The organism is Allotamlana fucoidanivorans (assembly GCF_006265225.1).
Taxonomy (GTDB): Bacteria; Bacteroidota; Bacteroidia; order Flavobacteriales; family Flavobacteriaceae; genus Allotamlana; species Allotamlana fucoidanivorans.
This window is the reverse complement of sequence record NZ_VDCS01000009.1, coordinates 1-14,013: the sequence shown is the minus strand read 5'-3', so window position 1 is coordinate 14,013 and position 14,013 is coordinate 1. Positions and strand designations below refer to the sequence as shown.

The 14,013-nt window shown below is 35.7% G+C and carries 11 protein-coding genes and 1 pseudogene; 8 read left to right on the top strand and 4 right to left on the bottom strand.

Annotation, left to right across the window (positions count from 1 at the left end; translation table 11 throughout):
- Window positions 1–365: 365 nt before the first annotated feature.
- From ilvD to azu, 7 genes are all read left to right on the top strand, one after another.
- A complete protein-coding gene (gene ilvD / locus FGF67_RS09970) occupies window positions 366–2,051 on the top strand; it encodes a dihydroxy-acid dehydratase (protein ID WP_139697305.1) in 1,686 nt (561 codons plus the stop codon).
- A gap of 52 nt (window positions 2,052–2,103) precedes the next feature.
- Window positions 2,104–3,837, top strand: a complete 1,734-nt coding sequence (ilvB, locus tag FGF67_RS09965; RefSeq protein ID WP_139697303.1) for a biosynthetic-type acetolactate synthase large subunit — start codon at window positions 2,104–2,106, stop codon at window positions 3,835–3,837.
- 13 nt (window positions 3,838–3,850) lie between these two features.
- Entirely contained in the window at window positions 3,851–4,384 is a 534-nt protein-coding gene (gene ilvN, locus FGF67_RS09960) for an acetolactate synthase small subunit (RefSeq protein ID WP_139697301.1), read from the top strand.
- An 18-nt stretch (window positions 4,385–4,402) separates the two neighbouring features.
- Window positions 4,403–5,878, top strand: coding sequence for a ketol-acid reductoisomerase (gene ilvC / locus FGF67_RS09955; RefSeq protein WP_139697299.1), 1,476 nt, complete (start codon window positions 4,403–4,405; stop codon window positions 5,876–5,878).
- 10 nt (window positions 5,879–5,888) lie between these two features.
- Window positions 5,889–7,154, top strand: coding sequence for a threonine ammonia-lyase IlvA (ilvA, locus tag FGF67_RS09950; RefSeq protein WP_139697296.1), 1,266 nt, complete (start codon window positions 5,889–5,891; stop codon window positions 7,152–7,154).
- Window positions 7,155–7,317: 163 nt separating this feature from the next.
- Window positions 7,318–8,916: an NADP-dependent glyceraldehyde-3-phosphate dehydrogenase gene (locus tag FGF67_RS09945; RefSeq protein WP_199240678.1), complete on the top strand. Its 1,599-nt coding sequence runs from the start codon at window positions 7,318–7,320 to the stop codon at window positions 8,914–8,916.
- Between the two features lie 110 nt (window positions 8,917–9,026).
- Window positions 9,027–9,536 (top strand): azurin, encoded by a 510-nt coding sequence (azu, locus tag FGF67_RS09940; protein ID WP_139697293.1) that lies wholly within the window; start codon window positions 9,027–9,029, stop codon window positions 9,534–9,536.
- Between the two features lie 102 nt (window positions 9,537–9,638).
- On the opposite strand, the gene FGF67_RS09935 is transcribed toward azu, so the two are convergent.
- A complete protein-coding gene (locus FGF67_RS09935; protein WP_139697291.1) occupies window positions 9,639–12,452 on the bottom strand; it encodes a TonB-dependent receptor in 2,814 nt (937 codons plus the stop codon).
- A gap of 158 nt (window positions 12,453–12,610) precedes the next feature.
- Between FGF67_RS09935 and FGF67_RS09930 the strand changes: the two genes are divergently transcribed.
- Window positions 12,611–12,982, top strand: a complete 372-nt coding sequence (locus FGF67_RS09930; RefSeq protein WP_139697288.1) for a transmembrane 220 family protein — start codon at window positions 12,611–12,613, stop codon at window positions 12,980–12,982.
- A gap of 53 nt (window positions 12,983–13,035) precedes the next feature.
- Here the strand turns inward: FGF67_RS09930 and FGF67_RS09925 are convergent, their stop codons facing one another.
- From FGF67_RS09925 to FGF67_RS17705, 3 genes and pseudogenes are all read right to left on the bottom strand, one after another.
- On the bottom strand, window positions 13,036–13,758 hold the full coding sequence (locus tag FGF67_RS09925; protein ID WP_139697286.1) for a ThuA domain-containing protein: 723 nt from the start codon (window positions 13,756–13,758) through the stop codon (window positions 13,036–13,038).
- 13 nt (window positions 13,759–13,771) lie between these two features.
- Complete coding sequence (locus FGF67_RS09920; protein WP_394344300.1) at window positions 13,772–13,915, bottom strand: hypothetical protein; 144 nt, start codon at window positions 13,913–13,915, stop codon at window positions 13,772–13,774.
- Window positions 13,896–14,013: pseudogene (locus tag FGF67_RS17705) on the bottom strand (IS30 family transposase); the annotation flags it as partial. The gene FGF67_RS09920 and the pseudogene FGF67_RS17705, both read right to left, overlap by 20 nt.

The window sequence follows — 14,013 nt, the reverse complement described above, 5'->3', positions numbered from 1 at the left end:
TTTGTAAAAGTAAATGAAAAAATACGGTTTAAATATCATTTCTGAGGTTGTTGTGATTATTTCACAACGCTAAAGGGTGGTACAAATTAATATAGAACGGAAAAAGCCTTCCCTAAGCGGAAGGTTTTTTTATGAAGTTTTTTAATTTTTGGGTATCATAAAAAAAACAGTTTAAATAACTGTAAATGAGTTTGTTGTTGTGTTTTTTAGGGTTGTGGATTTAACTGAAAAAAAATGAGGTAAAACGTTATAACATTGTAATAAATTATTTTCGACACGTATTTGTGGAATTTGTGATAAAAATCATAATTCTTTTAAGATAATAAATGAAATTAAGATAAAGCTTAAAATTATTTGCAATAAAAATGAAAGAAATTAATAAATATAGTAGAAGGTTAACTCAAGATGAATCGCAACCAGCTTCTCAAGCTATGTTATATGCAGCAGGATTAACTGAAGAAGATATGAGCAAAGCTCAAGTAGGAATTGCTAGTACAGGATACGATGGCAATCCGTGTAATATGCATTTAAATGGTTTGGCTGCTGAGCTAAAAGTAGAATGCAATATTGCAGGTTTGGTTGGTTTAGGTTTTAATACTATTGGTGTTAGTGATGGTATTTCAATGGGAACTTCTGGTATGAATTATTCATTGGCTTCAAGAGATATTATTGCAGATTCTATTGAAACAGTGATGAATGCCCAAAGTTATGATGCCTTGGTCTCTGTTGTGGGCTGTGATAAGAATATGCCTGGAGCGGTTATTGCTATGTTGCGTCTTAATAGACCTTCTATAATGATGTATGGCGGCACAATAAAGTCTGGAAATTATAAAGGGAGAAAATTAAATATTGTTTCTGCTTTTGAGGCTTTGGGGCAAAAAGTAGCAGGAGAGATTGATGAAGAAGAATATAAAGAAATTATTAAAAGAGCCATTCCTGGAGCTGGTGCTTGCGGTGGTATGTATACGGCAAATACTATGGCTTCAGCCATTGAGTGTATGGGGTTTGCATTGCCGTATAACTCTTCCATTCCAGCAGAGAATCCTAATAAATTATCGGAATGTGAAAGAACAGCTATAGCTGTAAAAAATCTTTTAGAATTAGATTTAAAACCTTTAGATATTATATCTAAAAAGTCTATAGAAAATGCTATTACGGTTGTCAATGCCCTTGGTGGGTCAACCAATGCGGTATTACATTTCTTAGCTATAGCTCATGCTGCTGATATAGAATTTACTTTAGAGGATTTTCAACGTGTAAGTGACAGAACACCGCTAATAGGGGATTTAAAGCCAAGTGGTAAATATCTTATGGAAGATGTTCATGGTATTGGCGGAACCCCAGCTGTAATGAAATATTTATTAGATAATGGTTATTTACATGGCGACTGTATGACCGTAACAGGGAAAACTTTAGCCGAAAATTTAAAAGATGTTGAGCCATTGACTTTTGAAGATGATCAGCAAGTCATTTATCCAAAAGATAAAGCATTAAAATCTTCAGGAAATTTACAGATTCTTTACGGAAACCTTGCTTCTGAAGGGGCGGTTGCTAAGATTTCAGGAAATGAAGGTTTGGTTTTTGAGGGTAAAGCCGTGGTTTACAATAGCGAGCAAGATGCTAATACAGGTATTTCAAATGGTGAAGTGCAACGCGGTGATGTCGTCGTCATTAGGTATGTAGGACCTAAAGGTGGTCCGGGCATGCCTGAAATGTTAAAACCTACATCCTTAATTATGGGTGCAGGTTTAGGAAAATCAGTGGCCTTAATTACTGATGGACGTTTTTCTGGTGGAACTCATGGTTTTGTTGTGGGACATATAACCCCTGAAGCACAATCTGGTGGCGCTATTGGTTTAGTGAAAACAGGAGATAGAATAAAAATTAGTGCAGAAGATAACTCTATTAACGTGTTGCTTTCTGATGAAGAATTAGCAGCCAGAAAAGCACAGTGGGTAGAGCCAGAGCTAAAACATAAAAAAGGAATATTATACAAATATGCAAAATCGGTAGCGCCAGCCTCAAAAGGATGTGTTACAGATGCATTTTAAATAGAAATTAGTTTCATTTTCGCTGAGGCGAAAATCTCAAATGTTGAGAATTATGAAAACACAAACAATAAATAATAAGCAAGAGGTGGCAAGTAAAACAGAACGAATAACAGGTAGTGAAGCTATTATAAAATGCCTAATTGCTGAAGGTGTTGATATCCTTTATGGATATCCAGGAGGGGCTATCATGCCTGTTTATGATGAGTTATTTAAATTTCAAGATCAAATTCATCATGTGTTAACACGTCATGAGCAAGGTGCAGCACATGCAGCTCAAGGTTATGCGCGTATTTCAGGTAAAGTAGGGGTTGCTATGGCAACTTCAGGACCTGGAGCTACAAATTTAATTACAGGAATTGCTGATGCACAAATAGATTCAACACCTGTAGTTTGTATTACAGGGCAAGTACCATCTCATCTTTTAGGGAGTGATGCTTTTCAAGAAACAGATATAGTAGGCATTTCAACACCAGTTACAAAATGGAACTGTCAAGTAACAAAATCTGAAGATATACCTGAAGCTATTGCAAAAGCTTTTTATATTGCAAAAAGTGGCCGACCAGGTCCTGTATTAGTTGATATTACTAAAGATGCTCAGTTTGGTGAGCTTGATTTTGAATACAAAAAATGCACAGGTATTCGTAGTTATAGTCCAGTACCAAAAACAAAACAATTGGCAATTGATGCCGCGGCAGAATTAATTAACAAAGCCAAAAAACCTTTAATTGTTTGGGGGCAGGGTGTTATTTTAGGAGAAGCTGAGACCGAACTAAAAACGGTTGTTGAAAAGGCAGGAATACCGGCGGCTTGGACTATTTTAGGAGCTTCTGCGTTGCCATCAACACATCCGTTAAATGTTGGTATGGTTGGTATGCACGGAAATTATGCGCCAAATAAATTAACTAATGAGTGTGATGTACTTATTGCTATAGGCATGCGTTTTGATGACCGTGTTACGGGCGATTTAAATACTTATGCAAAGCAAGCAAAAATTATTCATTTTGATATTGATCCTGCTGAGATTGATAAAAATGTTAAAACAGATATAGCGGTATTAGGAAACTCAAAAGAAAGTTTAGCTATGTTAGCCGAGGCTCTGACTGAGAATGCGCATGACTCCTGGCTTCAGGAATTCAAAAAACTTTATGATATTGAGTTTGAAAGCGTGATAAATGAAGACCTTAATCCAACAAAAGAAGGCTTAACTATGGGCGAGGTATTGAAACAAATCAATATGGAAACCAAGGGTAATGCGGCTATTGTGTCTGACGTTGGACAGCATCAAATGATTGCTTGCAGGTATGCAGATTTTAATATCACCAAAAGTAATATTACCTCAGGTGGTCTTGGTACTATGGGGTTTGCATTGCCAGCAGCTATTGGAGCTAAAATGGGAGCACCAGATAGAGAAGTGGTTGCTATTATTGGTGACGGTGGGTATCAAATGAATATTCAAGAATTAGGCACTATTTTTCAAACAAAAGTACCTGTAAAAATAGTGGTTTTAAATAATGAGTTTTTAGGTATGGTGCGTCAGTGGCAACAGTTGTTTTTTGATAAGCGTTATGCCTCAACTGAAATGACTAATCCTGATTTTGTAACTATTGCAAAGGGCTACCATATTGATGGTAAACGTGTTACCAAAAGAGAAGAGTTGGCTGATGCTGTAAAAGAAATGATAGCTTCAAAAGATTCATATTTCTTAGAGGTTTGTGTAGAAAAAGAAGATAATGTGTTTCCAATGATTCCGGCAGGAGCATCGGTTTCAGATGTTAGATTAAGCTAAATTTAGAAGAGCAATGAGTGAAGATATAAAAACATTTACAATTTCAGTTTATACCGAAAATAATATCGGTTTGCTAAATCGTATATCCGCTATATTTCAGCGTAGACATATAAATATAGAAAGTTTAACCACCTCGCAGTCTGAGATTGATGGCGTGAATCGTTTTGTCATTGTGGTAAATGTAACCAAAACAAATGCTGAAAAAATTGTAAAACAGATTGAAAAGCAGGTTGAAACCATAAAAGCGTATTATCATACAAATGAAGAGACTATCTTTACAGAATCTTGTATGTTTAAAATCAAGTCTGAATTACTGTTTGATGAACCTCAAATTCAAAACATTATAAAAGAAAGTAATACAAGAATTGTAACGGTAAATAAAGAGTTTTTTGTACTTGAAAAATCTGGAAGACGCCATGAAATTGAATCGCTAAGACGCGATTTAAATGTGTTTGGTATTATGCAGTTTGTACGTTCAGGGCGTATTGCAGTAACAAAAGAAGAAATGAAAATAACAGAATTGCTTATGGCATTCAATAATCAATAATAACAATTAAAAATAGAAATGGGAAATTATTTTAACACACTGTCGCTAAGAGATAAGTTAAATCAATTATCGAAGTGTAGATTTATGGACGCTTCTGAATTTGCAGACGGAGTAAATGCTTTAAAAGGTAAGAAGATCGTTATCGTAGGATGCGGTGCTCAGGGATTAAATCAAGGTCTTAATATGAGAGATTCCGGGTTAGACGTGTCTTATGCATTACGTGATGCAGCCATAGCAGAAAAGCGTGCTTCATATGTTAATGCTACTGAAAACGGATTTACCGTTGGAACCTATCAGGAGTTGATTCCAACCGCCGATTTAGTGTTAAACTTAACGCCAGATAAACAACATACCAGTGCAGTAAATGCTGTGATGCCTTTAATGAAAAAAGGAGCTACCTTATCATATTCTCACGGATTTAATATTGTTGAAGAGGGTATGCAAATTCGGGAAGACCTAACAGTAATTATGGTGGCACCTAAGTCACCAGGTTCAGAAGTTCGTGAAGAGTACAAACGTGGTTTTGGAGTGCCTACATTAATTGCTGTGCACGAAGAAAACGATCCAGAAGGAAAAGGTTGGGCGCAAGCAAAGGCCTACGCTGTAGCGACTGGAGGAGACAGAGCAGGTGTTTTAGAGTCGTCATTCATTGCTGAGGTAAAATCAGATTTAATGGGTGAGCAAACTATTCTTTGTGGTTTGTTACAAACAGGGTCTATTCTTTGTTTTGATAAAATGATAGAGGAAGGCATTGACCCAGGTTATGCGTCTAAATTAATTCAGTATGGTTGGGAAACGGTTACAGAAGGTTTAAAATACGGTGGTATTACTAACATGATGGATCGTTTATCAAACCCAGCAAAAATTAAAGCTTTTGAGTTGTCAGAAGAATTAAAAGATATCATGCGTCCGTTATTCCAAAAGCATATGGATGATATTATTGAAGGCGAGTTTTCTAAAACCATGATGGAAGATTGGGCTAATGACGATAAAAACTTATTATCATGGAGAGCAGCTACGGCTGAAACAAATTTTGAAAAAACTCCAGCGAGTGATGTTGAAATTTCAGAGCAAGAATACTATGATAATGGTGTACTTATGGTAGCATTTGTTCGTGCAGGTGTAGAGTTAGCTTTTGAAGCGATGACAGATTCAGGTATTATTGATGCGTCTGCTTATTATGAATCGTTACATGAAACACCGCTTATTGCAAACACTATTGCTAGAAAGAAATTATACGAAATGAACCGTGTGATTTCTGATACGGCAGAATACGGATGTTATTTATTTGATCATGCATGTAAGCCCTTATTGACTGATTTTATGAAAACAGTATCAACTGATGTTATTGGTAAAGCTTATGCAAAAGATAATGGTAAAGGTGTTGATAACGCTAAGTTAATAGCTATTAATAAAGTATTGAGAGAACATCCTGTTGAAAAAGTTGGAGAATTCTTAAGAGCTTCCATGACCGCTATGAAGCCCATAGTATAAAACACAATTTATGAGTAAGGAAAACAAAACATATTTTCCTAAAATAGATGATATAAAGGTAGCTGCCGATACTATTAGAAAAGTATCGGCAGTTACGCCTTTAGGTCAAAGCTTGAGGTACTCAAAACAGTTTGAAGCCCGTGTGTTTTTTAAGCGTGAAGACTTACAGCAAGTTAGGTCTTATAAAATTAGAGGCGCTTATAATAAAATTAGTTCTTTGTCGCCCAAGCAATCAAAACAAGGTGTGGTTTGTGCAAGTGCAGGAAACCATGCGCAAGGTGTAGCGTTATCTTGTAAACTATTGGGAATACGCGGAACCATTTATATGCCAGCTCCTACACCAAACCAGAAAATTGAACAGGTTAAGATGTTTGGAGAGCACTTCATAGAAATAAAACTTGTAGGAGACACTTTTGATGATGCTTATTATGCTGCCATAAACGAATGTGAGGCTTTAGGTAAAACCTTTATTCATCCGTTTGATGATGAAAAAGTTATTGAAGGTCAGGCTACCATCGGACTTGAAATTTTAGATCAGACAACTGTAGCTGTTGATTATGTATTTATTCCTGTTGGCGGTGGCGGTTTGGCTGCAGGCTTGTCAACCGTTTTTAAAACATTATCCCCGCAAACAAAAATTATTGGTGTAGAGCCCGAAGGCGCATCTTCTATGTTGGTTTCTATCAAAAACAATAAAAATACAGAGTTAAGTAGAATAGAAAAATTTATTGATGGCGCTGCTGTAAAACGGGTGGGCAACTTAAATTTTGCTATATGTAAACAGTATTTAGATGATATAATAGCGGTGCCTGAAGGTAAAGTTTGTGAAACCATTTTAGAACTTTATAATAAAGATGCCATAGTGGTAGAACCAGCAGGCGCATTAAGCATTTCTGCACTTGATTTTTATGCTGAAAAAATCAAAGGTAAAAACGTGGTTTGTGTAGTGAGTGGCAGCAATAATGATATTACTAGAACGCCTGAAATTAAAGAGCGTGCTTTGTTATATGCCAATTTAAAGCATTATTTTATTATAAACTTTCCTCAACGAGCAGGGGCTTTAAAAGAATTTGTGGTTGATATTCTTGGTGAGAATGATGATATTACATATTTTCAATATGCTAAGAAAACCAACAGAGAAAATGGTTCGGCTGTAGTTGGTGTGCAATTAAAATCTTCAGATGATTTAGCGCCTCTTATAGCTAAATTAAAAAAACATAATTTCTATGGCGATTATCTAAATGATAAACCTGATCTTTTTCAGTTTTTAGTTTAGTTTTGTGAGACTCATATGTCGCAATCGTTTTCGTTGTTTTACAGAGAGTTATTGGTTGTTTTTTGGGTAAATTTCAGTTGTTTTTAGTTAATTTGGTGTTTGTAAGTGTAGCTAAAAAGATTAAGTATTTCTTTTTGTTGGCTGCAATTAAAATAAACTAACTATGGAAATAGAACAAACTTTTCAAGACATCCCTGAAGCATTTAAAATTACTAATTTATTACATCAAAAAACATATTTAGTTAATGGAGAGCTGAGATCTTGGAATGGAGAAACCGCAGAGGTGTATTCTACAATTTCATCGACCTCAGAATATAAGAAAACACTTCTTGGTACCATTCCGCAATTAGGTGAAAAAGAAGCTCTAGAGGTTTTAGAGTCAGCAAGCAATGCCTATGATAATGGTAAAGGACTATGGCCAACTATGAAAGTAGCCGATAGAATTGCCTGCATGGAAACCTTTGTAGAGCAAATGAAAACCAGGCGCGAAGAGGTTGTAAAATTATTAATGTGGGAGATTGGTAAGAATTTACCAGATTCAGAAAAGGAGTTTGATAGAACGGTTGATTACATATATGATACCATTGAAGCCTACAAACAAATAGATAGAAGTTCTGCAAAGTTTGAAAAAAACTCGGGTGTATATGCGCATATTCGTAGAGGGCCTTTGGGCGTTGTGTTATGTTTGGGACCTTATAATTATCCGTTAAATGAAACATTTACCCTGCTGATTCCCGCATTGATAATGGGGAACCCTGTTATTTTTAAGCCAGCTAAGTTAGGTGTTTTGTTAATTTCCCCTTTATTAGAGGCTTTTCAAAGTAGTTTCCCTGAAGGAGTTGTGAATATAGTGTATGGTCGCGGACGCGTTTTAGCAACGCCTATTATGCAATCGGGAAAAATAGATGTACTGGCTTTAATTGGGAATAGTAATTCAGCCAATGCACTTCAGGCGCAACACCCTAAAGGTAATAGGTTGCGCATGGTACTTGGGTTAGAGGCTAAAAACCCAGCCATTATTTTACCTGATGCCGATTTAGATTTAGCGGTTGAAGAGTGTATGGCAGGCACGCTATCGTTTAACGGTCAGCGTTGTACAGCACTAAAAGTGTTATACGTTCATGAGTCTGTTGTTGAAGAGTTTAATAGACGCTTTGCCTATAAAGTTGATAAACTTAAGTTTGGTAACCCATGGGACGACGGGGCTAAACTAACACCGCTTCCAGAAGATGGTAAGCCAGAATACATTCAAGAGCTAATTGATGATGCTAAAGAAAAAGGCGCTTCTGTTTTAAATAAAAAAGGAGGAGAAACCACAGAAAATTTTATTTTCCCGGCGGTTTTATATCCAGTAACCAAAGATATGAGAGTGTTTAAAGAAGAACAGTTTGGACCTGTTGTTCCTGTGGTTTCGTTTTCAGATATTGAAGAGCCGCTTGATGATATGGCAGAGTCTAATTATGGTCAACAAGTGAGTTTATTTGGGAAAAATATCCACACATTATCGCCTTTAATTGATACTTTGGTAAATTTGGTTTGTCGTGTTAATCTAAATAGTTCATGTCAAAGAGGTCCTGATGTTTATCCGTTTACAGGTAGAAAGGATTCTGCTTTTGGTACGTTAAGCGTACATGATGCGTTACGCTCTTTTTCAATTAGAACCTTTGTGGCTTCAAAAGACAATGAATATAATAATGCTATTTTAACGGAGCTTTTAGAAAAGAAAACGTCAAACTTTATTAGTACAGATTACATTTTATAACACCAGTGTTTTTCGTTTAATTTATTTCATTGAAAGAAACTATACCGTAAAATAGGTTTATATTAATATATTTGGGTGTATAGAAGTCTAATGAAAACAAAACACTAAAAATGAAAACATTCAAACACCTTATACTAGCCGTTTTTTCTTGTTTTATTATGGTAAGTTGTGGCGATAAAAAAGACAAGAAGAAAGAAGGTTTTAGTTATGAAAATAAGGCTGAAACCACTAACGAGGTTAAAAATGACATAAATGATGTGGTAATTACCGCTAATGATGCCATGCAGTTCAACAAGAAAGAAATTCGTGTGAAAGCAGGTGCGCCAGTCAAGATTACATTGAAGCATTTAGGGAAAATGGATAAAAATGTAATGGGGCATAATTTTGTGTTATTAAAATCTGGAACTGACTTGGTTGCGTTTGGCAATAAAGCAGCCACATCAAAGGAAACAGAATACATTCCCGAAGCTGGTAAAGATGTTATTGCGCATACCAAGCTTATTGGTGGCGGAGAAACAGCTGTAGTTGAATTTGAAGCTCCAGCAAAAGGAACTTACGAATTTTTATGTAGCTTTCCAGGGCATTATGCCATTATGAAAGGGACGTTTATTGTTGAGTAGTTTTAAGAATTAGAGTAAACAAAAAAGCGATGTTGTTCAGTAACATCGCTTTTTTGTTATCAGATGATTTTAAATTTTACTGGCTTATATGGTTGAACTAGGTTAAAACGTATAATTTAATTTTAGCATAGAACTTCTAGGTAAAATAGGAACAACAACAAAGCTGGCATCAGGATTAGCCTGAACAAATTCAGGAGTGGCTCCACTTCCAGAAGCACCAAAGCTGTTTGCTCCAAAAAAGTTAGCTAATCCTGCAGAGTTAAAAAGGTTGTTTATAATTACTTGAGCCGACCAGCTTTTAGTGATTTTATAGCCTAAACCAGTATTAAAAACACTGTAAGAAGGCAATTGGAAACCATTTGATACATTTCCTTCCCGTTGTCCCATGAATTGCCACTTAAAAAAAGCAGAGGTTTTGTTTTCGTCATATTCAGCTCCAAGGTGAAACATGATTTTTGGGTTAAAAGCTAATGTATTTCCTGAATAGTCATAAATAATATCGTCATCAGGATCTACAGTACCGTTAGCATCATATTCATGCCATTTCGTTGCTTTGGGGTCTTGAATCACTCCATGAAATAAAACGCGTAAAAAACTAAACGGTTTATATGAACTTTCCCATTCTAGGCCAATGGTTCTTGAAGTGTTAAACAGAATAGGGGTATAAAATACTTCGTTTGTTGAATCATCAAATTCAAAATTAGTGACACCAATATTCTTCAAAGTGCTCCAGAATAGAGTGCCTGAAGCAGAAAAGTTTTTTGTGGCATGTTTCAATCCAATTTCTGTTTGAATAATATTTTGAATCTCTCCTTTTTTGTTAATAGGAACATTTGAAAAATTATTGAAATAATAATTAAGCTCGGGGGCTTTATTGCCACTTGAAAACCGTCCGAATACAGATGTGTTTTCTGTGAGGCTATAGTTTATACCTGCCGAGTATGATACATAATTGTATAGGTAGTTAAAAAAGTCTTTTTCTCCCGTGGGAACCAAAATACCATTGTCATAGGCTGTATTTGGATTGCCGTCAACACCACCGTTCAATGTGTTTGGAGCGTATCTATCCTTGCTTCCTGTGTGTTTAATATGTTCAAAACGTAACCCCAAATCTAGATAGATTTTGTTGTTTATTTTAAATCGATCATTGATAAATGGGGCAATCTGTGAGATGTTTGCATTTGTATTAGCATAAAATAAACCACCGTAATTACTTACCCCATTGGCGTCAGAAAGTTCAATAATGGGTTGAGAAGGGTTTTCAAGGGTAACACGTAACATTTTAGGGGTTGGTTGATAGGTAGTATATCCAAAACTTCCTTGTGTAAAATGTTTCATGTCTGAAAAACCTAAAAACAAGCCAGAGCTAAACGTGTGATTTTCCCATTGCTTTTGAATAATAAGTTGGTTCATAAATTCATCGGCGTCTACATCTTTATACCATGCCGAAGTGCCCATGACGGCATCATTTGGTAATCTTCCATCTGTTAAATACTGTGCTGGTTGTCCAGATAAAATACCACTATTGTCAATTCTTGCAACTTCATGTCCATGTTCTGCATCTCTAAAGACTACCTGACCAATGGGGAAATTAGCCCCACTTATAAAATAGGCCAACGGATTATTTATGGATACAAAAGCATTACTTATAGATGTTTGCCAATTGGCATTTTTAGAAGAATATTTAAAATTGTTTTTTACTGTCCAATGCCTTCCTAGGTTTTGAGATAACTCAATGCCAGCCGCTAAATCTTTAGCATGAACCCCCTGAGCAGGGTTAAAGCGATTTGTGGCACCTTGTTGTAAATATCTTCCATCTGGAATATAGGCGTTAAACGACGGCATTAATAAAGATGTGTTTTTAAAATCTTGACCAAATGCTGCCGCGGGTTGATTCCAGTTTTTTGCAGCAACACCTGTGTATCTGTTAGTGTAGTCGTTCAGCGTTTTTCCGTAAATTTTAAAATAACCGTTTTTATGGGTTTTGGTAAGATCAAATTTTAATTGTCCGCCTTTGCTAAACGTAAACTCAGAATTTCTAGCGCCTTCGTCATGGCGATAGTGACCACCAATATTGAAAAACCAGTTATTAGACAAGGGACCGCCAATGTGTGTGTCTATACGATAAATAGGATTGCTATCGCCTTGAATTCCCGCTGAAGTTTGAACAATACCTTTGAGGTTATGGTTAGCACCATGCGATAAGAAATTAAAAATACCGCCAGGCGCATTCGCAGCAGTAATAGCAGCACTTCCTCCTCTAATGGCCTCAACTTTTTTGGTCGTTAAATCATAACGATGAAATAAATCGGGTGAATAGTATGAGTGCTGCGCCAAGCTAACAGGAAGTCCGTCTTCTTGAAGAGAAACATAATACCAGCCCATATCATCTTCAGCAGAAGCAGAAACCCCTCGTGTATACACCCTCGTGAAAACCTCACCGGCCGATGCGTCAACAAAAACGCCTGATACGTCTTGAAGTAAATTAGCTGTTCCTCTAGGGAAAACGCCTTGGATGTCTTTTGGGGTTAAGGCACTTACCGAGGTGCTTGATTGTAAATTCAATCTGGAGTCAAAAGAGCCCGTAATAATAACCGTTTTCAGATTTATTAAATCAGGAACTAACTCAAAAACCAAGTTCAAATTATTATTTCTTATTTCAATGTTTTGTGACTGGGTTTCAAATCCTAGATAATAAGACGTTATGGTATAACTGCCGTCAGGAATATCACTGAATATAAATTCTCCATAACTATTTGTTGAGGTGCTTAGGTTTTTTGGGTGCAAGTATATGGTTACATTTTCTAAAGGTTTGTTATTACTGGTAGCAGTTCCTTTTATGTTACCTTGCGAAAATATTGGTAAGCTAGTAAAAAATATGATTAAGAAAAATAGACTAAATTTTGTGTAATTCATTAGTAGGTTTTATGTGCTTAAAATGTTTGACAAATATGCAAAATTAAAAAGCTGCGGATAATTATTTACTGAAAAAATAAACAGATTTTCTTCCAGTATAAACTAATTTTGTTGTTTTACTGAAAAATTAGAGGCCTATTTTTAACAACGATATATTTATGAGAATCCCATCAAAATTAAATAAAGGTATTAAGATTGTATTGTTTGTAATATTCATCATGTTTGCAGTGTTGCAGCTTAATGATCCCGATCCCGTTTTTTGGGTTATTATTTATGGAACGGTGGCGGTTTTGTGTTTGATTTCAGGTTTAAAAAGTATATCTAAATTTATTTTATGGACGGCTTTAGTGGCGGTGTTGCTCTTATCTGTTAGATATTTTCCTTATGTAGTAGATTGGTGGCAAACAGACAACAGAAATGAGATTTTTGGAGAGATGGTTTATGAGAAGCCTTATTTAGAAGGATCTAGAGAATTTATTGGCTTAATTTTATCAGCCTTAGCTTTGTTGTATTTATTACGAAGTAAGTAAGATGTTAATAGGGGTGTAGTTTTTTAAAAAACGAAATATGTTACATTAGGCTTTTATCGGCCTAAGGCGTATGTTATGCCTCCTAGTATATGTTTTAGAAACATAGGGTCAGAAAAACTTTCATCGGTATGACCGAGACCCGTATAAAATGCTGAGCCTCCAAGTGTTTTATGGTACCACGAAATGGGGTGAAAGTTGCCATTTTCACCACCTTCATAGCTATTTTCGTCTACTGTTAATAGTACATTAATATGTTTACAGAAATCTTTGTAGTTATACCACTCATCAAATCGAGTCCATGTATTATCTAAAAAATGAGTGGCTTGATGTGTTTTGTTTAAAACATGAAGTGTCGCGTTTTGTTGTTTAGGGTGATTATTAAAACGAGCGCCAACTAGTTTGGTGTACCAATGAGATTGTGGTTCAGCTATGGGAGCAGCATGTATACCAACGTAGCCGCCACCATTTTTTATAAACCTTTTAAATGTGTTAAGCTGCTTATGGTTAAAAACACGCCCCGTAGTACTTAGAAAAACGACAACAGAAGTGTTTTTTAGATTTGCAGTAAGTTCTTGAGCGTCTTCTGTAGCCTTAACTTTGAAATTATTATCTACACCTAATTTTTTTATACTTTCTATACCTGGCTCTATGGAAGTGTGTCGGTATCCAGTAGTTTTTGAGAATATATAAACTAAGGGCTTCTTATCTTGGCTTAAAACGGTTAGTGAGGTTATAAGAAAACAAAAACTTAAAAAATGTATTAGGTGTATTTTCATAAGTGTTTTGTTCTTAAAAACTAGATGTGTCTTTGTAAGCCTCAATGACAGCTTGTTCACCTGCTTTACCCGGCTTTGAGTTTTTGTGTTCCATGCCTAAGATACCTTGAAATCCTTTTGAATGAATATAGCTGAGTTCAACCCATAAGTGCAACACACTTATTATTTAGGACTTCAATAGGGTTATTATAATTAAACTTTCTAATAGGTCTGTAATTTAGTAATTTTTCAACTTCTTTTATTCTTTTGATTGAT

Coding starts and splice junctions, on each gene's coding strand:
- ilvD (WP_139697305.1), top strand. CDS start 366: ATGAAAGAAATTAATAAATATAGTAGAAGGTTAACTCAAGATGAATCG.
- ilvB (WP_139697303.1), top strand. CDS start 2,104: ATGAAAACACAAACAATAAATAATAAGCAAGAGGTGGCAAGTAAAACA.
- ilvN (WP_139697301.1), top strand. CDS start 3,851: ATGAGTGAAGATATAAAAACATTTACAATTTCAGTTTATACCGAAAAT.
- ilvC (WP_139697299.1), top strand. CDS start 4,403: ATGGGAAATTATTTTAACACACTGTCGCTAAGAGATAAGTTAAATCAA.
- ilvA (WP_139697296.1), top strand. CDS start 5,889: ATGAGTAAGGAAAACAAAACATATTTTCCTAAAATAGATGATATAAAG.
- FGF67_RS09945 (WP_199240678.1), top strand. CDS start 7,318: ATGGAAATAGAACAAACTTTTCAAGACATCCCTGAAGCATTTAAAATT.
- azu (WP_139697293.1), top strand. CDS start 9,027: ATGAAAACATTCAAACACCTTATACTAGCCGTTTTTTCTTGTTTTATT.
- FGF67_RS09935 (WP_139697291.1), bottom strand. CDS start 12,452: ATGAATTACACAAAATTTAGTCTATTTTTCTTAATCATATTTTTTACT.
- FGF67_RS09930 (WP_139697288.1), top strand. CDS start 12,611: ATGAGAATCCCATCAAAATTAAATAAAGGTATTAAGATTGTATTGTTT.
- FGF67_RS09925 (WP_139697286.1), bottom strand. CDS start 13,758: ATGAAAATACACCTAATACATTTTTTAAGTTTTTGTTTTCTTATAACC.